The sequence below is a fragment of the Streptomyces sp. NPDC048411 genome, assembly GCF_040704695.1.
Classification (GTDB): Bacteria; Actinomycetota; Actinomycetes; order Streptomycetales; family Streptomycetaceae; genus Streptomyces.
Window position 1 is genome coordinate 17260 of record NZ_JBEZKL010000006.1, and the last position, 21657, is coordinate 38916.

16 protein-coding genes are annotated in these 21657 nt (G+C 69.7%); 5 read left to right on the plus strand and 11 right to left on the minus strand.

Annotated elements, in window-relative coordinates; translation table 11 throughout:
- The first annotated feature begins 129 nt into the window (after positions 1-129).
- Positions 130-768 carry a GNAT family N-acetyltransferase gene (locus AB0915_RS03920; protein WP_366689562.1) on the plus strand — a complete coding sequence of 213 codons (639 nt, stop codon included), beginning with the start codon at positions 130-132 and terminating at the stop codon, positions 766-768.
- Between the two features lie 121 nt (positions 769-889).
- Here AB0915_RS03920 and AB0915_RS03925 read toward each other — a convergent pair whose 3' ends face one another.
- From AB0915_RS03925 to AB0915_RS03945, 5 genes are all read right to left on the minus strand, one after another.
- Entirely contained in the window at positions 890-2086 is a 1197-nt protein-coding gene (locus AB0915_RS03925) for a YncE family protein (RefSeq protein WP_366689563.1), read from the minus strand.
- Complete coding sequence (locus AB0915_RS03930; protein WP_366689564.1) at positions 2086-2898, minus strand: polysaccharide deacetylase family protein; 813 nt, start codon at positions 2896-2898, stop codon at positions 2086-2088. The genes AB0915_RS03925 and AB0915_RS03930 overlap by 1 nt, the downstream gene beginning before the upstream one ends.
- A gap of 424 nt (positions 2899-3322) precedes the next feature.
- Positions 3323-3838 carry an ATP-binding protein gene (locus AB0915_RS03935; protein ID WP_366689565.1) on the minus strand — a complete coding sequence of 172 codons (516 nt, stop codon included), beginning with the start codon at positions 3836-3838 and terminating at the stop codon, positions 3323-3325.
- 251 nt (positions 3839-4089) lie between these two features.
- Positions 4090-4857 (minus strand): enoyl-CoA hydratase-related protein, encoded by a 768-nt coding sequence (locus AB0915_RS03940; RefSeq protein ID WP_366689566.1) that lies wholly within the window; start codon positions 4855-4857, stop codon positions 4090-4092.
- 87 nt (positions 4858-4944) lie between these two features.
- Positions 4945-6198, minus strand: coding sequence for an Ig-like domain-containing protein (locus AB0915_RS03945; protein ID WP_366689567.1), 1254 nt, complete (start codon positions 6196-6198; stop codon positions 4945-4947).
- 639 nt (positions 6199-6837) lie between these two features.
- On the opposite strand from AB0915_RS03945, the gene glgX reads away from it, so the two are divergent.
- Positions 6838-9117, plus strand: coding sequence for a glycogen debranching protein GlgX (gene glgX, locus AB0915_RS03950; protein WP_366689568.1), 2280 nt, complete (start codon positions 6838-6840; stop codon positions 9115-9117).
- 25 nt (positions 9118-9142) lie between these two features.
- On the opposite strand, the gene AB0915_RS03955 is transcribed toward glgX, so the two are convergent.
- Genes AB0915_RS03955 through AB0915_RS03970 form a run of 4 tightly spaced genes read right to left on the minus strand, consistent with a single transcriptional unit; the run spans position 9143 to position 12804 of the window.
- A complete protein-coding gene (locus AB0915_RS03955; protein ID WP_366689569.1) occupies positions 9143-9793 on the minus strand; it encodes a response regulator transcription factor in 651 nt (216 codons plus the stop codon).
- 19 nt (positions 9794-9812) lie between these two features.
- A complete protein-coding gene (locus tag AB0915_RS03960) occupies positions 9813-11099 on the minus strand; it encodes a sensor histidine kinase (protein WP_366689570.1) in 1287 nt (428 codons plus the stop codon).
- Between the two features lie 24 nt (positions 11100-11123).
- A complete protein-coding gene (locus AB0915_RS03965; protein ID WP_366689571.1) occupies positions 11124-11900 on the minus strand; it encodes an ABC transporter permease in 777 nt (258 codons plus the stop codon).
- 1 nt (position 11901) lies between these two features.
- Positions 11902-12804: an ABC transporter ATP-binding protein gene (locus AB0915_RS03970; RefSeq protein WP_366689572.1), complete on the minus strand. Its 903-nt coding sequence runs from the start codon at positions 12802-12804 to the stop codon at positions 11902-11904.
- Between the two features lie 182 nt (positions 12805-12986).
- On the opposite strand from AB0915_RS03970, the gene AB0915_RS03975 reads away from it, so the two are divergent.
- The 3 genes from AB0915_RS03975 (at position 12987) to AB0915_RS03985 (ending at position 19382) form a co-directional block, all read left to right on the plus strand.
- Entirely contained in the window at positions 12987-14831 is a 1845-nt protein-coding gene (locus AB0915_RS03975) for an ABC transporter ATP-binding protein (RefSeq protein ID WP_366689573.1), read from the plus strand.
- The gene (locus AB0915_RS03980; RefSeq protein WP_366689574.1) at positions 14828-16825 is read left to right on the plus strand and encodes an ABC transporter ATP-binding protein; all 1998 of its coding nucleotides are present in this window, start codon (positions 14828-14830) and stop codon (positions 16823-16825) included. The genes AB0915_RS03975 and AB0915_RS03980 overlap by 4 nt, the downstream gene beginning before the upstream one ends.
- A gap of 529 nt (positions 16826-17354) precedes the next feature.
- Positions 17355-19382 (plus strand): M4 family metallopeptidase, encoded by a 2028-nt coding sequence (locus AB0915_RS03985; protein ID WP_366689575.1) that lies wholly within the window; start codon positions 17355-17357, stop codon positions 19380-19382.
- 418 nt (positions 19383-19800) lie between these two features.
- Here AB0915_RS03985 and AB0915_RS03990 read toward each other — a convergent pair whose 3' ends face one another.
- The gene (locus AB0915_RS03990) at positions 19801-20466 is read right to left on the minus strand and encodes a response regulator transcription factor (RefSeq protein ID WP_366689576.1); all 666 of its coding nucleotides are present in this window, start codon (positions 20464-20466) and stop codon (positions 19801-19803) included.
- Entirely contained in the window at positions 20457-21611 is a 1155-nt protein-coding gene (locus tag AB0915_RS03995) for a histidine kinase (protein WP_366689577.1), read from the minus strand. Before AB0915_RS03995 ends, AB0915_RS03990 begins: the two co-directional genes overlap by 10 nt.
- Positions 21612-21657 lie beyond the last annotated feature (46 nt).

The window sequence follows — 21657 nt, forward strand, 5'->3', positions numbered from 1 at the left end:
GTCATACCTAACTGATAGGGGTCAGATTAACGGGCGCGAGGGAAACCGATTGCGGCGGCCGGTCGTCGATCATGGGTGAGGTGTCCGCGGACGGCGGACCGGACCGGGAACCCAGGAGGGGAACACTTCATGACCGACGCACTGGCGCGGATCCTGACGGCAGCCGCAGACGAGCGGTTCCCGCCGCCGGACGGGTCCACGACCGTGGTGGCACAGCCGAACGCACGGGACGCCGGGGTGCTGGCATTCACCGCGCACTCGGTGGTGTTCACCGACGAGGATCCGGACTGGGTACGGGCCACGCTGGCCGGCACCCCCGGCGATGCGCTCGCCGCGACGATGAGTCCGCACTTCCTGGGCGCGCTGCTGGCCCGTACCGGACGCCAGATGAACACCATCGATCTGCTGACGGTCGCGGGCGCGCTGCCGGGCGAGCCGGAGATCGGGCTCCGCGAGATCGAGGACCCGGAACACCCGCGGGTGGCGCGCGCGATGAAGTTCCGCGACGAGGTCCGGGTCTGGGCCGCCGACGGCGGGGTGCTGATCCTCGGCCGAGGGGTCGCCGGGCGCTGGGAGACGGCGATCGAGGTGGCGGAGGAGGCGCGCGGCCGCCGGCTCGGGGAGCGCCTGGCGCGGGCGGCCCGGCACCTGGTGCCGGACGAGGTGGTGTGGGCGCAGCAGTCGCCGGGGAACGCCCGCAGTGTGCGGACGTTCCAGGCGGCGGGCTACCGGCCGGTGGGCGCGGAGGCGCTGCTGGTCGCTGGCTGAGAGAAGCTCACACCATGGGAGTCCGATCAGCTCGCGGCGTCTGGTGCGAGCGTGCGTGCCGGACGCCGCGAGCCGGGCGCCCATTGTGTGAGCTCCTCTGAGTCACGGACTCTGCGGCGGGTCAGCGGAAAACGCCGGTGTGGCCGAGCGAGTAGCGGCCCGGCTGCGGATAGACGGCGAGTCCGTGCGGTCCGCTGCCCACCGGGATCCGGGCGAGCTGCTTTCCGGTGGACGTGTCGATCGCGTACACCTCGGCGTTGTAACGCCCCGACAGCCAGAGGACCTTGCCGTCCGGCGAGACACCGCCCATGTCCGGGCTGCCGCCGTTCGGCAGGTGCCACTTCTTCGTCAGCTTGTTCCGTGCGAAGTCGAAGATGGAGATGGTTCCTTCGCCGCGGTTGGAGATGTACATCACCTTGGAGTCCCGGCTGACGTACAGCCCGTGGGCCCCCTTGCCGGTGGAGAGCAGCTTCGGGGTGGTGAACTTCTTCCCGTCCAGCACCCACATGCCGTTCGCGATCATGTCCGCGATGTAGAACCTGCTGCCGTCCGGCGACAGCTTCACGTCCTGTGGCATGGCGCCCTTGAACGGCAGCTTCTGCTGGCCGACGATCTTCATCTTCGCCGTGTCGACCTTGAGGAGTTCGCCGGAGAACTCGCAGGAGACGATGAAGTACCGGCCGTCCATGGAGAAGTCGGCGTGATTGACGCCTGCGCAGTCGACCGGCACGGTCTTGGCCGTCTTCATGGTGTGGGCGTCGCGGAAGACCAGCTCACGGTCCATCGAGGCCATCACGATGGCGTACTTGCCGTCCGGTGTGAAGTACAGGTTGTACGGGTCGGAGACGGGAATCGTCTTGCCGGGCTTCCCGGTGGCCGGGTCGATGGGCGTGAGACTGTCGCCGAGGTCGTTGTTGACCCAGAGCGTCTTCAGGTCCCAGGACGGGACGACGTGCTGCGGCTGGTGTCCGACCGGGATGGTCTTGATGACCTTGTACGTCTTCGGGTCGATCACCGACACCGTGTTGGAGTTGGTGTTGGGTACGTAGACCCGGGCCGGGAAGTCCTTGACGGCCGGCGACATCTTTCCGGGCCGGTCGGCGGCGTACACGTCCTTGGGATCGAGCACCGGCGGCATCCCGGCGAGTCCGGGCGACGTAGCGCGTCCGGGGGCGGCTTGCTCCGGGGTGGCGTTCCCCTGGGCCGACCGGGGCGTGGCGGCGTCGGTCGGCCCCTTCTCGGCGGAGGTGCCACAGCCCGTGAGGGCGGCGATGAGGATGCCGCCGAGCAGGGCCGCGGTGCGCGTGGTGGTGAGCATCAGGTCAGCAGCTCCGTGGTCGTCACCGCGCGCAGTCCGCGGCGGTCGATTTCGGTGAGGAGGACCGGCAGTGCGGCGACCGTGTCCGCGTAGCCGAAATGCAGGCTCACCACCGATCCGTTGCGGATCTCCCCGGCGACCTTGCGGGTGACGGCCGCGGCGCCGGGAGAGGTGAAGTCGAGGGAGTCCACGTCGTACGAGAGGACGTGCGGGTAGCCCGCCCGTTGGGCGAGGCGCTGGACGAGCGGGGTGGCGTACTGGGTGCGCGAGGGCCGGAACCAGGTGCCGATGGAGCCGGTGAGCCGGCGCAGCCGTTGGGCGCAGCCGGTGATCTCCGCGTATGCCTCGGCCTCGCCCATCGCCGAGATGTCGGCATGGTGCTGGGTGTGGTTGCCGAGGTCATGGCCGCCGTCGAGAATCCGGCGGGCCATGTCGGGGTGCTCGTCGAGCCAGCTCCCGACGGCGAGGACGGTGATCCGGGCGTGGGCCCGTTCCACCTCGGCGAGCACGGTCCGGGCGATGGCGGGGTCGCCCTGGCCGTGGAAGGTGAGGGCGACGCGGGCGCGGTGACGAGGACCATGGTCGATCAGGACCGGCTGCCCGGGGAAGCGGTGCGGGGCGGGTGCGGGGCGCGGGGCCGGGGGCTTCGCACCCCCGGGGGTCGTCGCGGGGGTGGTGGCCGGGGTCTTCGCCGAGGTGGTGACGACGCCACGTTCGTCCGCACATCCCGCCGCAAGGACGCCGGTCAGGGCTGCTCCTGCGCCCGCGCGCAGTGTGCTGCGGCGGTGCACCGGCGTCTCGGAGGCTTTCATGGGCAGAACAGTAGGTGCGAATGGTCGGAAAGGTGGCAATCGCCCGCCTTTACGCCCCTGCTCGGGACGCGAAGGAAGTGCCGCCAATGGCTCAACTAATCGATGATTCACCCGCCGAACGACATAATCATTCATGCATTGCCAGGCCAGTGACCCATCACACCTGCGATTCGGCGCCGAAGAGTCACGAAGTGACCAGATTTATCCGATTAGTCCCTTTGGACCCCGCGTCACCCATCTGCCATAGTCGGTTCCACGACCCCCATTGACCCGGGCCAGGTCGTCTCCAGCGGCCGTGAACACACCCCCCATTTCACGGCCCCACGCAGAAGCCCCCGCAGCGCCGCACCACGGCCGACCGGGGGCTTCTGTGCGTCGTGCCGGGTGTCGTCACAGAGGGCACAGAGGCGGGGGCCGGGCCGGCTCAGCGGTCGGAGATCCGCATCTCGAACCAGGTGGTCTTGCCGCGCGGCAGCAGATCCACCCCCCAGCGGTCGGAGAGCTTGTCGACGAGAAAGAGTCCGCGGCCGCTGATGTCCATCTCCTGGACCGGCATGAGGCACGGCAGCCCGCGCGAGGGGTCGCGCACCTCGATCCGGATCCAGCCGCGGCGGCGCAGGATCCGCAGCCCGAAAACGCGCGCGCCTGTGTGCCGTACCGCATTGCCGACGAGTTCCGAGACGAGCAGCACGGCATGCTCGGCGGTCTGCGGGGAAAGCGCCCACTGGCGCAGCACCACGCAGGAGGTGAGCCGCCGGGCGGTGGCCGCGGACTCCGGACGGGAGGGCAGCCGGACTTCGTCCTCCGCCGGATTTCCGAACAACTCCAGCACCTCGAACGCCTGTTCGCCCTCGCCGGTCGACATCCAGCGTGCCGCGGTCGCGCCGCTGCGCTGCCGCGGCTGTTCCACACCCTCCAGGCCCGCCATGCCCACCATCATGGCCGCACTGCGGGCGTTCCGGGGCCGCTCCGAGGGAATCCCTGCCCCGGAATAAAGCATTCCGTAGTGGTCGATAGGCATATGCCAGCGGCAGAATGTGGCGCTCGATACCGCCGCTGGCCTGCGCGTATGCCCCGTCCGAGCGAGGTTGCCCCGGGCACTGGAGCACTGAACCCCAAGGCTCTCTCAAGGCTCAGCCAATCCGCTCGCACGGATGAATCTGCGGCATTCTGTGCCCAACTGGTGTTCGGTCAGAGGAACTTGGCCTTCCCCGGTCCCTCTTCGACAAAGCTGCGCATACCGCGCTCACGGTCCTCGGTGGCGAACAGGCCGGCGAACCAATTCCGCTCGATCGTGAGACCGGTGTCGATGTCCGTCTCCAGCCCGGCGTCGACCGACTCCTTCGCCGCGCGCAGCGCGAGAGCCGGCCCCTTGGCCAGCCGGGCCGCCCAGGCGTATGCCTGCTCGTACACCTCGGCCGCAGGCACCACGCGGTCCACCAGGCCGATCGCCAGCGCCTCTTCGGCCTTCACGTGACGGCCGGTGAAAATCAGGTCCTTGGCCTTGGACGGGCCGACCAGCCGGGCCAGCCGCTGGGTGCCGCCCGCGCCGGGAATCAGGCCGAGCAGGATCTCGGGCTGGCCCAGCTTGGCGTTGTCGGCGGCGATCCGGAAGTCGGCACAGAGCGCCAGCTCGCAGCCGCCGCCGAGCGCATAACCGGTGACGGCGGCGACGACAGGCTTGGGGATGCGGGCCACCGCGGTGAAGGAGTCCTGCAACGCCTTGGACCGTACGACCATCGCCGCGTGGTCCATCGCCTGCATCTCCTTGATGTCCGCGCCCGCCGCGAACACCTTCTCACCGCCGTAGAGGACGACGGTGCGCACATCGTCGCGCCGGGTCGCCTCCTCGGCGAGTTCACGCAGCCGGTCCTGGGTGGCGACGTCCAGGGCGTTCATGGGCGGACGGTCCAGCCGGATCGTGCCGACGCCGTCGCTTGCTTCAAGGGTTACGGTCATGAGAGGCAGGTTAACCGTCACTAACGACGGCGGGCCCGGTGCTGTTGGTCACAGCACCGGGCCCGCCGTCATGGCGTGTTCCGCGAACTACTTGGTCCACTCCGCCCAGGTCATGTTCCAGCCGTTGAAGCCGTTGTCCGGCTGAATGGTCTTGTCGCGGGAGTTCTTCACGATCACGACGTCGCCGATGAGCGAGTTGTCGAAGAACCAGGCAGCCGGGGTCTTCTTGCTCCAGGCGCCGCGCACGTCCTGCAGACCGACGCAGCCGTGGCTGGTGTTGGTCGAACCGAAGACATAGGGCGCGCCCCAGTAGTTGCCGTGGATGAATGTGCCCGATGTGGACAGACGCATCGCGTGCGGCACGTCCTTGATGTCGTACTCGCCGCCGAAGCCGACGGTGTCGCCGTTCATCCGGGTCACCTTGAGCTTCTCGCTGATGACCATCTGACCGTTGTACGTGGTGGTCGCAGGGGCGCCCGCGGAGATCGGGATGTTCTTGATCTGCTTGCCGTCACGGACGACCTTCATCCGGTGCGTGCTCGCGTCGACATGGCTGACCTGGCTGCGGCCGATGGTGAACGAGACCGTCTTGGCCTGCTTGCCGTAGACCCCCGGGCGTCCCTCGACGCCGTCGAGGTTGAGCTTCACGGTCACCTTGGTGCCCGCGGCCCAGTACTTCTCCGGGCGGAAGTCCAGGCGGTCGTTGCCGAACCAGTGGCCCTCGACCTGTACCGCCGGCTCCGCCGTCACCTTGATGGCCCTCTCGACCGCTTCGGGGTCGGTGATACCGCGGGTGAAGTGGATCGAGACCGGCATGCCGACGCCGACCGTGGAACCGTCCTCCGGCGTGTACTGCCCGATGAAGGTGTTCTCCGGGACCAGCGTGGTGAACGTGGTGTCCTTGGCCGACTCGCGGCCCTTGGCGTCCTTGGCGATCGCGTGGACCGCGTACTTCGTCGCCGCGGCCAGGTGCTGCTCGGGCTCCCAGCTCGCGCCGTCCGCCGCGATCTTGCCCTCGACCTCGACGCCCTTGGGGTCCGCGACCTTGACCGTGGTCAGCTTGCCCTGCTCGGCGGAGATCTTCAGCGCCCCGCTGGTGGCGACCGAGTCGGCACCGTCCTTGGGCGTGACGGTCACCACCGCCTGCGAGGCGGTCGTGTCCGCACTCTTGCCCCCGCCGCTCTTCCCGCCCTTGTCACCGGCGTCGGTGTCTCCCCCGCCGCACGCCGTCACCAGCAACAGCAGCGCACCCAGTATCAGAGCCAGCAGTCCGGCGGTCCCCCGGCCACGCCGCCCGTTGTCCGCCCCGACCGATGTCCCCGATATCGGCTGCCCGTTCAATGTGGTCGTCTCCCCTCGCACGGCCTGGCCCCGCCATGGCCCTCGGAGCCTGCAGGCTCCTACCCCCGCGCGCTGCACATGCGCGCTAGCGAAAGATAACCACACAGACCTTTGAGAGATCCCTCCATGGATGTCACCGTTCAGTCCCAAGTTGTCCCAGGACACCGCCGGGTGACGCCTGGTGGGGGCGCGAGGGTGCCCGGCCGGCCCGTCCCGGTCCAGGACACCCTCGGGAGGCACCACGGAGCTTCGGCGCGGACACGCTTCAACGGAGCGCGGAGCCCGCCTTCCGCTGGGTCCGGTTCAGGTTCCGGCCGCCGTGCCGCTGTCCGGCGCCACGTCCTGTCCTGGGAGTCGACGACCTCGACGACGTCCCCGGTGAGCGTCCGGTCGAAGAACCAGCCGGCCGGCGTGTCCCCGCTGCCGCCCATGCCCATGTCAGCGCGGTGACCGTGCTCGCCCCCGCCTTCTTCGCATGGTGGTTCACGTCCCCCAACGACCAGGGCCGGTCGGGGGAAACGTGAGTGCGGGCCCCGCCGTGGGAAGAACAGAAGGGAGGACCACATTCGGGGAGCCGCGGCCGGGACGCCGTGCGCTCCTCTTCGGCGCCGGGTCCGATGAGCCGCGGGAGGCTGAGAGGTGTCGAGCGCAGCCGAGCAGGAGACAGTGCGGGAGCCGGTCGGGAAGGTTCTGGAACGGACGTCGGAGGAGGCAGGGGCCGAGGCGGGGACCGGCCCGGTGGAAGAGCGGCTGCTCGACAGCGGGCAGCGGCCGCCGGCCGTGTGGCCCGGTGCGCCGATGCCGCTCGGAGCCCGATTCCGGGTGGGCCCGGACGGGGTGGCGGGCACCAACTTCGCGCTCTGGGCAGGCGGGGCCGAGGCGGTCGAGCTCTGTCTCTTCGACGAGGAGGGGGACGAGACACGCCTCCCGCTGACCGAGCTGACCCATGAGATCTGGCACGGTTTCGTGCCGGGCGTACGGCCGGGTCAGCGGTACGGCTACCGGGTGCACGGCCGCTGGGACCCGTGGACGGGTGCCCGCTGGAACCCGGCGAAACTGCTGCTGGATCCGTACGCACGTGCGGTGGACGGCCCGTTCACCCTGCCGGCCGAGGTCTACGGCCATGTGAGGGACTGGCCGCAGCAACAGGTCGCCGACACCGTCCGGGACGAACGGGACTCCGCTCCGTACGTACCGAAGGGTGTCGTCGTCCACGATGACGACGACTGGGCGGAGGACCGGCGCCCCAAGACCCCGTGGGCCGACTCCGTCATCTACGAACTGCATGTGCGTGGCTTCACCAAGCGGCACCCGGAGATCCCGGAGGAACTCCGGGGCACGTACGCCGGACTCGCCCACCCGGCGGCCGTCGGCCATCTGACCCGGCTCGGCGTGACGGCGGTGGAGCTGCTGCCGGTGCATCAGTTCGCCCACGAGGACCACCTGCTGAGGCGCGGACTGCACAACTACTGGGGATACAACTCCATCGGGTACTTCGCCCCGCACGCGGACTACTCGGCGAGCGGTACGGGCGGTCAGCAGGTCGGCGAGTTCAAGCGGATGGTGCGGGCGCTGCACGACGCCGGGATCGAGGTCATCCTCGACGTGGTCTACAACCACACGGCGGAGGCGAGTGAGCTGGGTCCGATGCTGTCACTGCGCGGCATCGACAACCGCGGCTACTACCGGCTCCAGTCCGACGCCCGCAGATACACCGACTACACCGGCTGCGGAAACACCCTGCATGTGGTGCAGCCGCATGTGCTGCGGCTGATCACGGACTCGCTGCGGTACTGGGTCACCGAGATGGGCGTCGACGGCTTCCGCTTCGATCTGGCGGCGGCGCTGGCCCGCTCGATGCACGACGTCGACATGCTGTCCCCGTTCCTCGCAGTGATCGCCCAGGACCCGGTGCTGCGCCGGGTGAAGCTCATCGCGGAGCCATGGGACGTCGGCAACGGCGGCTACCAGGTCGGCGCCTTCCCGCCGCTGTGGACGGAGTGGAACGACCGCTACCGCGATGCTGTACGGGACTTCTGGCGCGGCGCCCTGCCCGACGTACGGGATCTCGGTTACCGGCTGACCGGATCCAGCGATCTGTACGCGTGGGGCGGCCGCCGCCCGTACGCATCGGTCAACTTCATCACCGCGCACGACGGCTTCACGCTGCGTGATCTGGTCAGTTACGAGCAGAAGCACAACGAGGCGAACGGCGAGGGCAACCGGGACGGCACCTCGGACAACCGGGCCTGGAACTGCGGCACCGAGGGCGAGACCGACGACCCCGGGATCAACGCGCTGCGCCGCCGCCAGCTGCGCAATCTGCTCACCACCCTGCTGCTGTCGACCGGGGTGCCGATGCTGGTCGCGGGCGACGAGATGGGCCGGACGCAGGGCGGCAACAACAACGCGTACTGCCAGGACAACGAGATCGGCTGGCTGGACTGGTCGCTGCTCGACCAGCCGCAGTGGCGGGAACTGACCGAACTGACGGCGCGCTTGCTCGCACTGCGCCACACCCATCCGGTGCTGCGCCGCCGCGCCTTCTTCTCCGGCCGGCCGCAGACCGCGGACGGGCTGCGGGACCTCGCGTGGTTCACCCGGCAGGGGACGGAGATGACGGAGGAGGACTGGTACGCACCGGCCGCGACCGTCGGGCTCTATCTCTCCGGGCGTGACATCCCGGGCCGGGACGCGCGCGGCGAACAGGTCACGGACGACAGTTTCCTGGCGATCCTGCACGCCGCCGGCCGTCCGAGCAGCTTCCGGCTTCCCGGTCCGCCGTGGGCGCGGGCGTACGAACTGGTGCTGGACACCTCGCGGGAGGACCAGTCCACCGCTCCGGGAACCGTGCACCGCGGCTCCGAGATGCTGGCGGTGCCGGCGAGAACGGTGGTGCTGCTGCGCGTCAGGGAGTGATGTGGAAGGGGGCGGACGACCGGGGTCAGCCGAGGATGCCGCGCTCGTAGGCGGTCGCGACGGCCGCGGCACGGTCCTTGGCGCCCAGTTTCGCGAAGATGTGCGTGAGATGGGTCTTCACCGTTGCCTCGCTGATGAACAGTTCGGCGGCGATCTCCCGGTTCGAGGTGCCTTTGGCGACCAGTTCGAGCACCTCGCGCTCGCGAGCGGACAGCGCCTCGTGGCCGGCGGTCCCGGGGGCACGTACCCGCGAGACGAGCCGGGAGGCGACCGCGGGCGACAGCACGGTACGTCCGTCGGCTGCGGCACGCACGGCGGTGAACAACTCTTCGCGGGGTGCGTCCTTGAGCAGATAGCCGGTCGCGCCCGCCTCGATCGCGGGCAGCGTGTCGGAGTCGGTGTCGTACGTGGTGAGGACGAGCACCTTGGACCGGGCGCCGCGCCCGGTCAGTTCGGCGATGGCGGCGACTCCGCCGCCGCCCGGCATCCGCAGATCCATCAGAACGACATCGGGGTCGAGCCGGGACACGAGGTCGACGCCCTCCACCCCGTCCGACGCCTCCCCGAGGACCCGGAAGCCGGGGGCCGATTCGAACATGCCGCGCAGACCGTCCCGTACGACGGGATGGTCGTCGACGACGACGAGCGTGATGACGCGTGCGGAATCCTCAGCCATGGCAGGCCAACCGTACTGGTCATCGACTGTGCTGAACCAGCGGCACCCGGGCGCAGACCGCCGTGCCGCGGCCCGGCTCCGTTTCCACCTCGACGGTGCCCGCGATGCGTTCGGCGCGGGCCCGCATGCCGCGGAGCCCGAAACCGCCCGCGCCGCTGTACGGCGGCAGGGCGGCCGGGTCGAAGCCGCAGCCGTCGTCCCGTACGTCCAGGGTCAGTTCGTCGCCCATGAAGGACAGGGTGATGCCGACCCGTGCGGCCCGGGCATGGCGGCAGGCGTTGGCCAGGGCTTCCTCGGCGATACGGAGCAAGGTGGCGGCTATCTCGTCGTGGACCGGCTCGGCGGTACCGGTGACGGTGAACTCGGCCCGGACCCCGTGGCGTTCGGCCCAGCCGGTGACCGTCTTCTTCAGCGCGCCCGGAAGGTCGTCGTGCTCCAGTGCGGCGGGGACCAGATCGTGCACCGAGCGACGCGCCTCGCCCAGGCTGTGCCGGGCCAGTGCGGCGGCACGGTCGAGGTGCTGTCTGGCCAGAGCGGGATCGGTGTCGGCGACCGAGGTCACCACCTGGAGCTGGGCGATGATGCCGGTCAGGCCCTGGGCGAGCGTGTCGTGGATCTCGGCGGCGAGCCGGCGCCGCTCGTCGGCGACGCCCGCCTCGCGCGCCTGGACGAGAAGCTGGGCGTGCAGGCCCGCGTTCTCCGCGAGGGCCTGTTCGAGACGGGCGTTGGCGGACTCCAGCTCGGTGATGGTGTCGACCTGGTTGCGGGCGTGCTCGGCCTCCCGGTCGCCGATCTGGGCGAACACCATGGTGAGAGTCCCATGCAGGGCAAGGAGGATGCCGAAGGCGACCCAGTTCAGGAGAGTGTCCGGCGGGAGGCCACTGCCGCACTGCGAGCCCGCCATGATGACGGCCGTGACCAGCAGCCCTGCCCGCACGGCCCGTTGCGGAAGCAGTCGGCCGGCATCGAAGTAGCCGAGCACCGCGAACATGGAGAAGAACGGGTTGCACCAGGTCAGTCCGAAGGCGAGCAGGGTGCGGGCGACGAAGTAGAACTGCGCCGCCTGCGACTTCGGAGGAACACCCGGCCGAACCCGCCCCCACCAGAGCTGGAGGACGAGCGCCACCGGAGCCAGCACCGCGACGGCGTACACGTCCGCGCGGGACATGATGAGGTCGCCGGACACGGCCGAGACCGCGGTGCCCAGGCCGAGCAGACCGTACGGCCCGTACCGGAAGAACCGATCCCCCAGCTGCGCGGCCGTCGGTCCGGTTGTGGTCGCCTCTGCCGTGTCCCCCGCGTTCATGGATGAAGTCTCCCCCGGAACCGGTCACTCCCACCGGAACAGACGGGTCGCCAGCCCGGTCACCAGGGCCGCCCACAGCGCCATCACGCCCAGCTGTACCCAACCGGGCCAGCCGCCGGACGCCGCCCGGTCCAGGGCCTGGGAGGCCGCGCCGAACGGGGTGACCTCGACGATGCGCCGGAGCGTGTCGGGCATGGACTGCACCGGGATCCAGACGCCGGCGCTGAACATCATCACGAGGTTGACGACCGAGCTGATCGCGGAAGATGCCTTGGTGGTGCGGGAGAGCGCGCAGAGCAGTGCGCCGAGGACGAGGACGCTCGCCGTCGACAGGAGCAGCGCCAGGACGTAGCCGAAGGGCTGTCCGGGCAGTGCGACGCCGAAGGCGATCCGGCCGACGGCCATCACCAGTGCGGTGGAGCCGAGGGCCGCGGCGCCGTGCAGGGCGATCTGCGCGGTGAGCAGGGCGGACGGCGGCACCGGAGTGGTCGACATCCGGCGCAGGATCCCGCGCTCGCGGTAGCCCGTCAGGACGGGCGGCATGGCCCCGATCCCAGCCATGATCATGGCGAGCAGCACCGCCACCGGTACGTACAGATCGATGACGCGGCGACCACCGAGCGCGTCGTCGGGGTCCCGGAAGGACGGGATCAGGCCGAGGATCGTCAGCAGCGCGGTCGGAAAGACGAGGATCCAGAACAGGCTGCCGGGTTCGCGGAGGAAGAGCCGCGTCTCGGTCCTGAGCACCGCCGCCCAGGGGGTGGTCGCGGCCCGCGGCTTGGCCGGGTTCGCCGTGGTCATCTCAGGCCGCCTGTTCTGTGAGGTCGAGGAAGGCGTCGTCCAGAGTGGCCTCGGAGACGCGGAGTTGGTGTGCCGTGACGCGGTGGCGGGCCAGCAGCGAGATCACCGCGTTGACCGTCTCGTCGGTGCCGTTGATGACGATCCGGCCGTCCTTCTGCTCGACGGAGACCGCCCCGGGCAGCAGGCCCAGCTCGGTGTCGTCGAGCGGCTGTGACGGCATGAAGGAGATGACCGTGGAGCTGCCTGCCTTGCTGATCAGGCCGGCTGGGGTGTCGAGGGCGACGACCTTCCCCTGGTCGATCACGGCGATCCGGTCGCAGAGCCGCTGGGCCTCCTCCATGAAATGGGTGACGAGAAGGACGGTCACACCACTGTCCCGTACCTCTTCGATCAGCTGCCAGGTGTCACGGCGGGCCCGCGGATCCAGTCCGGTGGTCAGCTCGTCGAGCACCACGACCCGTGGGTTGCCGACCAGGGCGAGGGCAATGGAAAGCCGCTGCTTCTGACCGCCCGACAGCTTGGCGAAGCGCGTGGTGAGCTTGGTGTGCAGACCGAGCCGTTCGGTCAGGGTCCGCCAGTCGGCGGGGTTCGGATAGAAGGCGCTGTACAGCTCCAGCGCCTCGCGGACCGTGAGCTTCGCCTGCAGCTCGCTCTCCTGGAGCTGGGCGCCCAGCAGTTGCGTCACTCGTCCGTGGTCGGCGACGGGGTCGAGTCCGGCGACCCGGACCGTACCGGAGTCGGGGATCCGCAGACCCTCGACGCATTCGACGGTCGTGGTCTTGCCCGCGCCGTTGGGGCCGAGAATCCCGAAGATCTCCCCCTCGTCGACGGCGAACGTCACTCCGTCCACCGCGGTGCGCCCGGCGTAAGCCTTGTGCACCGCGTTCACTTCGATGATTGCCATGGATACGAGGGTCCCGTCGGGCGGGGCCGCGCGGCATCGGCCATCACGCTCGAAACGACATCAGCCGATCGGTTGACTCCGGGGTACGACCGGGCGGTCACGGGCCATTGGGGGACGGGACGTCGACAGAGCGACGAAAACCGGATGAGCGATGTCAGTGGTGAACCGTAGGCTCGCCCCTGATGCCCGAAACACATGTAGAGCCCAAGGACCGGTCCGCCGCGCGCTCCCTGCTGCGGCTGTGGCCTTACGTGAAGCCTGTACGTATCCGCCTGTCCGCGGCGGCGGCCGTGGCGATCGTCGCCTCCTGCCTCAGCCTGGTGATCCCCCTCGTACTGAAATGGATTGTGGACGGACCGGTCGCGCACCGTGATCCGGGCGGAGTCTGGCTCGGTGCGCTGTACCTGTTGTTGCTGGGCATCGCCGAGGCACTGCTCTTCGGGCTGCGGCGATGGCTGGTGGCGCGGCCGCTGGCGGGCGTCGAGGCATCGATGCGGGCCGACCTGTACCGGCATCTGCAACGGCTTCCGGTGGCCTTCCACGACCGCTGGCCGTCCGGGCAGCTGCTGTCGCGCGGAACCACGGACCTGATGCTGCTGCGCATGTTCCTGGCATTCCCGCTGACGTTTCTCCTGGTCAACGCCACCACCATCCTGGTCGGTTTCATTATTTTGCTGGTGCAGCAATGGACGCTGGGCCTGGCGCTGCTCGTACCGGTGGTGCCGCTGGTGATTCTCTGCTCCGTCTTCGAGACGAAGTTCGCGGTGGTGGCGCGCCAGGCCCAGGACCAGGTCGGCGATCTGACGACGGTCGTCGAGGAGAGCGTCCTCGGCATCCGGATCATCAAGGGCTTCGGGCGGAATCGAAGCCAGGCCCTGGCCTTCCGCGGCCTCTCGCAGCGACTGCGCGGCACCGAACTCGACAAGGCGCGGCTGCTGGCCGGCATCTGGGCCTTCATCACCACGATCCCGGAGCTGGCGATCGGCGGGGCGCTGGTTCTCGGCACGATCCAGGTCGCCGACGGAGATCTCTCGGCGGGCACGCTGGTGGCGTTCCTGTCGACGGCGCTCGCGCTGCGGTGGCCGGTCGAGTCGATCGGTTTCCTTCTGGCGATGAGCCAGGAGTCGGCGACGGCGACCGAGCGGTTCTTCGAGGTGATGGATGTGGCGGAGGAGCGCGAGACCGCCGCGGAGTCTTCCCCGGCGTCCTCGCAGCAGCACGCGGACGGCGGAATGGTCTTCGAAGGCGTCGAGTTCCGCTACCCCGACGCGGAGCCGGACTCCGTACCCGTACTGACCCGGATCGATCTGCGGATCCACCCCGGCGAGACGATGGCTCTGGTCGGGGCCACGGGATCGGGGAAGACGACGCTCACCGCCCTCGTACCGAGGCTGCACGACGCCACCGCCGGGCGGATCACGCTGGACGGCACCGACATCACCACCCTGCGGCGCGAACAGCTGCGTGAGCTGGTGTCCGTGGCGTTCGAGGAGCCGACGCTCTTCTCGGCGACCGTCGGGGAGAACGTCCTCATGGGCGCCGACGGCGCCGGCGAGGACGAGCTGCGGCGGGCGCTCTCGATCGCCCAGGCCGACTTCGTGTACGACCTGCCGGAGGGCATCCACACCCAGGTCGGCGAGCAGGGGCTCAGTCTCTCCGGCGGCCAGCGGCAGCGCCTCGCACTGGCCCGCGCCGTCGTCGGGCAGCCGCGCTTCCTGGTGCTCGACGACCCGCTCTCCGCCCTGGACGTACATACGGAGGCGCTGGTGGAGGCCGCCCTGCGGCGCGTGCTCGAATCGACCACGGCCATCGTGGTCGCCCACCGGCCGTCCACCGTGATGCTCGCGGACCGGGTGGCGCTGCTGTCCGAGGGCCGGATCAGCGCCGTTGGCACCCACCAGGAACTGCTGCGCAGCAACGCCGAGTACGCCTGGCTTATGTCCGGCGCCGGGGACGCGCCCGAATTCCTGTCCACCGACGGCCTGCCTGCCATGGACGTCCCTGCCGAGAAGGACAGCACCCGATGACCAATGCGACGACCGGACGCCCCGCGGGAGCGGGTGGCAGCGACGAGAACGAGCCCCTCAGCGGCACCGACGCGACCACCGGCACTGCGGACGCGGCCAGGGGCACGGACACCCTGACCCGTGACCGGCCGGCAGCCCGACCGGACGACACCACACGGAAGACGCCCGGGGCCGCTCCCGAACCCGGCTCACCCTCCGGCGCCCAGGACCCCTTCGACCAGGACGACCTGCCCACTCCGCGCGGCGCGACCCGCGCCCTGCTGCTGTCCCTGCTCGGCCCGCACCGGGGCAGGGTGGTGGTGGCCGCGCTGTTCCTGTTGATCCAGCAGGCCGCGGTCCAGACGGGACCGCTGCTCGTCGCGTACGCCATCGACAGCGGCGTACCCGCGTTCCGCGACAAGGACTACGGACCACTGATCGCCGTGGCCATCGGGTACGCGCTGTGTTCGGCCGGCGCGGGGAGCATGCAGTACGCGTTCATCCAGGCCTCCGCCCGGATCAACCAGGACGTGCTGCTCGATCTCCGGGGGCGGATCTTCCGTCATGCGCAGGCACTGAGCGTGGATTTCCATGAGCGCTACACCTCCGGCCGGCTGATCTCCCGGTCCACCACGGATGTGGAGTCGCTGCGGGAGCTGCTCAGCGAGGGGCTGCAGGAACTGATCGTCGTCGTGCTCTCCTTCATCTCCATCTCGCTGCTGCTGCTGTGGCTGGACATCGGTCTCGGAGCGGTCGCCGTCCTCTCGTTCGTGCCGCTGTATCTGCTGGTGCGGCTCTACCAACGGCGCGCCGGGGTGATCTACTCCGCCCGGTCGACAGCAATCGCATCGGTCATCGTGAAGTTCGCTGAGACGATCAACGGGATCCGTCCCGTCCAGGCGTTCCGTCGCGAGCGCATCAACGACACAGAATTCGAGCGGCTCAACCAGCAGCACTGCCGGACGAACGGCGACGCGCTGCTGGAGATGGCGCGCTACGTGGTCGGCTCCCGGCTGGTCGCCAACACGGCGGTCGCCGGCATCGTGCTGTGGGGTGCGTACCGAGTCGCCTCCGGGACGCTCGCGCTCGGCGTGCTGGCCGCGGCCGTGCTCTACCTGCGGCGGCTGTACGACCCGATTGACCGGCTCGGCATGTTCCTCAACTCCTATCAGTCGGCCGCTGCTTCGCTGGAGAAGATCGCGGGACTGCTGGCCCAGACCCCCTCCGTCCCCGAGGCGACGAACCCGCGGGAGCTGCCTGCCCGCGCAGGTGAGCACCCAGGGCGTGACGTCGCCTTCGACTCGGTGAGATTCGCCTACCGCACGGGCGGCGAAGTGCTGCCCCGCTTCGATCTGACGATTCCGGCCGGGCAGACCGTGGCCGTGGTCGGCTCGACAGGTGCCGGAAAGTCGACGCTCGCCAAGCTGCTGGCCCGGTTCTATGACCCGACGGACGGCCGGGTGCTGCTGGACGGCACCGATCTCCGCGATCTGGCCACGCCCGAACTGCGGCGCGGCGTCGTGATGGTGACCCAGGAGGCGTTTCTCTTCTCGGGGACGGTCGCCGAGAACATTGCCATCGGCCGCCCGGAGGCCTCGCGCGAGGAGATCGAGCGGGCCGCGAAGGCGATCGGCGCGCACGACTTCATCAGCGGACTGCCCGACGGGTACGACACGGATGTACGCAAGAGGGGCGGGCGGATCTCGGCGGGCCAGCGCCAACTGGTCGCCTTCGCCCGCGCCCTGCTCGCGGACCCAGCGGTCCTGATCCTCGACGAAGCGACGAGCTCCCTCGACATCCCCGGCGAACGCGCCGTGCAACGGGCCATGGACACGGTGTTGCACGGCCGCACCGCGGTCGTGATCGCCCACCGGCTGTCGACCGTGGAGATCGCGGACCGGGTACTGGTCATGGAGCACGGCCGGGTCGTGGAGGACGGCTCCCCGTCCGAACTCATCGGCGGTACCGGCCGGTTCGCCGGTCTCCACCGCGCCTGGCGGGAAAGCCTGGCCTGACGCGCTGCCCGGCAACAACCACCGGCGTCGGCGCGACCACACCGGGCGGACGGCCGGTGCGACGGTGCCGCGCACCGGCTCGGCAGCGGCGGGGCGGCTGCCGTTGCCTTGTCCCGGCGAACCGAACGGAAGCCACCACGGCCAACCTCGTCGCCCGGCGCTTTACCTGGCCTTTGCTGCACGACAAGGACTGACCCGTTCAGAACAAGCCACAATTCAAGACACTTTCGGCCGGTGGCCACGACGCCGCGCCGAACGCGCCATTCGCACACGATGTGTTCGAGCTCAACCGGGACCCGCTCTTCGAAATCGGCCGCTCCGGACCGTGGACGCCCTCTCGGTAACGATCGGTGAAACGTCCGCTTAACGAACATGGCCTTTCTGGCAACGGACGAATTCTGGCCAACTTTTTGACGCGGCCCTGACAGGGGCCTCCATCTGCTGACACTCTTCCCACGTTCCGCGCACCGCCTGCTCTGCCCGGCCGGCTCACCCAGCCGCCGGTACCCCCCTCGCAGAAGGAGTCCGCGTGAGATCCACGCCCAGCCGTCGTGCCACCGCGACCGGCGCCCTGATAGCCGCAGCAGCCCTCCTCGCCGTCGGAGTCCAGGCCGGTACGGCCACAGCCACTCCAGGCAGCGCCACCGCGGCCGCGACCGTCGGCGCCAGACACGGCGCACTGGCCAAACAGCTCACCCCGTCCAAGCGCGCCGAGCTGATCCGCGAGGCCAACGCGAGCAAGGCGGCCACGGCCAAGGAGCTCGGTCTCGGCTCTCAGGAGAAGCTCGTCGTCCGGGATGTCATCCAGGACAACGACGGCACCACGCACACCCGTTACGAGCGCACCTTCGCCGGGCTTCCGGTGCTCGGCGGCGACCTGGTCGTCCAGGAGACCAAGGCCGGGGCGACCAAGAGCGTCACCAAGGCGTCCAAGGTCAGCAGCGGTCAGCTGAAGGCCGTGGACACGACGGCCGATGTCGCGCCCGCCGTGGCCGAGAAGCAGGCACTCGGACTCGCCAAGGCCGACGGCTCCAAGAGGACCACGGCCGACCGGGCCCCCCGCAAGGTGGTCTGGATGGCGCAGGGCAAGCCGCAGCTCGCCTACGAGACCGTCGTCGGCGGACTCCAGGAGGACGGCACCCCGAACGAGTTGCACGTCATCACCGACGCGGCCAGCGGCGCGAAGCTGTACGAGTGGCAGGCCATCGAGAACGGGATCGGCAACACCGAGTACAGCGGCCAGGTCACCCTCGGTACCGCGCCCTCGTACACGCTGACCGACACGGGCCGCGGCAACCACAAGACGTACAACCTGAACCACGGCACCTCCGGCACCGGGGCGCTGTTCTCCAACTCCACCGACGTGTGGGGCAACGGCACCCCGCAGAACGCCGAGACCGCCGCCGCGGACGCCCACTACGGCGCGGCCGAGACCTGGGACTACTACAAGAACGTGCAGGGCCGCACCGGTATCCGGGGCGACGGCGTCGGCGCGTACTCCCGCGTCCACTACGGCAACAACTACGTCAACGCGTTCTGGAGCGACAGCTGCTTCTGCATGACCTACGGAGACGGCAGCGGCAACGCCGCACCGCTGACCTCCCTCGACGTGGCCGCGCACGAGATGACGCACGGTGTCACCGCCGCCACCGCCAACCTGGTCTACAGCGGCGAGTCCGGTGGCCTCAACGAGGCGACCAGCGACATCTTCGCCACGGCGGTCGAGTTCTACGCCAACAACGCCACCGACAAGGGCGACTACCTCATCGGTGAGAAGATCGACATCAACGGCAACGGCACCCCGCTGCGCTACCAGGACAAGCCCAGCAAGGACGGCGCGTCCAAGGACTCGTGGTACTCGGGCATCGGCAACGTCGACGTCCACTACTCCTCGGGCCCGGCGAACCACTTCTTCTACCTGCTCTCCGAGGGCAGCGGCGCGAAGACCATCAACGGCGTCAACTACGACTCGCCGACCTCCGACGGTCTGCCCGTGACCGGCATCGGTCGCGACAAGGCCGCCCTGATCTGGTTCAAGGCGCTCACCACCAAGTTCACCTCCACGACGAACTACGCGGCGGCTCGCACCGGTACCCTCGCCGCGGCCGGTGAGCTGTACGGCACGACCAGCGCCGAGTACAACGCGGTCGCCGACGCCTGGGCCGCCATCAACGTCGGTTCGCGTCCCGGCGGCGGCGGCGACCCCGGCGGCACGGTCTTCGAGAACACCACCCCCGTCACCATCCCGGACCGCGGCGCGGCCGTCACCAGCTCGGTCAACGTCACCGGCATCACGGGCAACGCGCCCAGCACCCTCAAGGTCGGCGTGGACATCACCCACACCTGGCGCGGTGACCTGGTCATCGACCTCGTCGCCCCGAACGGTACGACCTACCGGCTGAAGAACTCCTCGATCAGCGACTCGGCGCCCAACGTCCAGACGACGTACACGGTCAACGCGTCGTCCGTGGCGGCGAACGGCACCTGGAAGCTGAAGGTCCAGGACGTCTACTCGGGTGACACCGGCAAGATCAACAGCTTCAAGCTGACCTTCTGAACCCAGCACCGCATTCCGAGAACGTGATGCGGCGAACCGCCCGGGAGGAGCTCTCATTCCTCCCGGGCGATTCGCCGTCGGGTGAGCCGCATGATCAGGGTGCTGCTTGCCGACGACGAACGCACGGTCCGCGCGGGTGTCGGGCTGCCGGTCAGAACCGTTTCACCAGCGGCAACCGGCCCTACGTCAGTCCGCTGACTGCGTAGGGCGGGTCAGTTCGGGCGCGGCCGGCGCCTCGGCGAGCGCGAGACGGCCGCCCTTCAGCTCGGGCACGTACGTGTAGATCGTGTCGCGGGAGACGCCGAGGGACTTGGCGATCGAGGTGACGGTGTTCTCCGGGCGGGTGAGCAGGTCGCGGGCGTGACGAATCGGCCACGAACTCGCACGTGCCGATCTTGCTCATCAATCGGCCGATCACTCAACAGGGGCTGGGTTCGGTGCCGCCGTGACGGCGGAGGTAGGCCAGGACGGCGCGGACCCGGCGGTGGCCGCTGTCGCCGGCCGACAGGCCGAGTTTGAGGAAGACGCTGCCGATGTGTTTGTGGATGGCGTTGTCGGTGATGAAAAGCCGCTGGGCGATGGTGGCGTTGTCGTGCCCTTCGGCCATCAGAGCCAGGACCTCGCGTTCGCGGGGGGTGAGGGCGTCGACGGGATCGCTGCGGACGGCGAGGAGTTGGGCGATGACCTCGGGGTCCATGGCCGTGCCGCCGGCGGCCACGCGGCGCAGTGCGTCGGTGAACTCCGCGATACGACTCACCCGGTCTTTGAGTAGATAGCCGATGCCGCCGCGGGTGTCGGAGAGGAGGCGGCCGGCGTATTCCTGCTCGACGTACTGAGACAGGACCAGGACGGGAAGTCCTGGACGGTCGCGGCGGGCCCGGAGGGCCGCGCGGATACCCTCGTCGCGGAAGGTCGGGGGCAGCCGCACGTCGACGATGGTGACGTCCGGGCGGTGGGTCTCGACAGCAGCGAGGAAGCCGGGGGCGTCGTCCGTGATCGCGGCGACCTCGAAGCCCTGGGAGCCCAGCAGGAGTTCGAGTCCGGAGGACAGCAGGACATTGTCCTCGGCGATGACTACACGCACGGCAGCTCCACGGTGAGGGTGGTCGGCCCGCCCGGCGGGCTGCTGATCTTCATGGTGCCGTCCAGGGCGGCGGCTCGGCGGCGAATTCCGTCCAGGCCGCTGCCCCGAGATGCGTCGGCCCCGCCGGTCCCGTCGTCGGTGATCTCTGCGGACAGCATCGCACCGTTGCGGGTGACGCGGACGGCGCCCTTGGTGGCTCGGCTGTGCCGGGCGATGTTCGCCAGCGCCTCGGTGACGGCGAAGTAGGCGACCACTTCGACCGCGGCAGGGACCTCGCCGAGCTCGCCGATGTCGATGCGGGTCGGCACGCCGGCCCTGGTGGCCAGGGTGCTGAGCGCGCCGACGAGGCCCTGGTCGGCCAGGACCGGAGGGTAGATGGTGCGGATGACGGAGCGCAGCTCGGTCATGGCCTCCTCGGTCTCGGTTTGGGCCTGCCGTACGAGCGCAGCGGCCGCGTCGGGGTCCTGGGGAAAGCTCTCCCCGGCCACGGCAAGCCGCATGGCGATGGCCACCAGCCGGGCCTGGGTGCCGTCGTGCAGGTCGCGTTCGATCCGGCGGAGTTCCGCGCCGTGCGCCTGCAGGACGTCTGCGCGCGTCTGGGTGAGCTCGGCAACGCGCGCGGCCAGTTGTTCCGCGGGAGACGGTGCCAGGACTGCCAGGCAGCACCGCGCGTGCACCCGGGCGAGCGGTGGCAGGGCGATGATCGCCAGCGCCGCAAGGAGCAGGAATTGCGCCAGGCTGATCGTCAGCGCGGGGGCCCAGCTGTTGATACGGACACCGAGCAGCAGCCGTGGCGGATCCGACGTGGGAAAGGCCCACCACCCCACGGTGACGACAAGGCTGAGAAGCAGGTTACCCAGGCACAGCAGGGCGAGTGTGCCCGCGGGCAGGCCGGTGGCCACCTGAGTCACGAGCCACGCAAGGTCGCGGCGGAGGGCGCGCGGGCGCGGCTCCACCGGTCGGCCCAGCAGCGCCCCTGCGCGCCGGCGGTGGCGCTCCGCCCAGGGACCTGCCAGCGACGGTACGCACAGCAGTGGCGCCGCCACGAGCGTCACCATCGCGGTCATCAGGGTGCCGAGTAGGTAGCGTCCGCTGCGCCCGGTCTGGACCAACCATGCGCGGGCCTCGCCGATCACGCCGTGCACTGGATTCGCCTTCGTCTGTCGTACGGGACCGGGAGCGGCCCTCAGA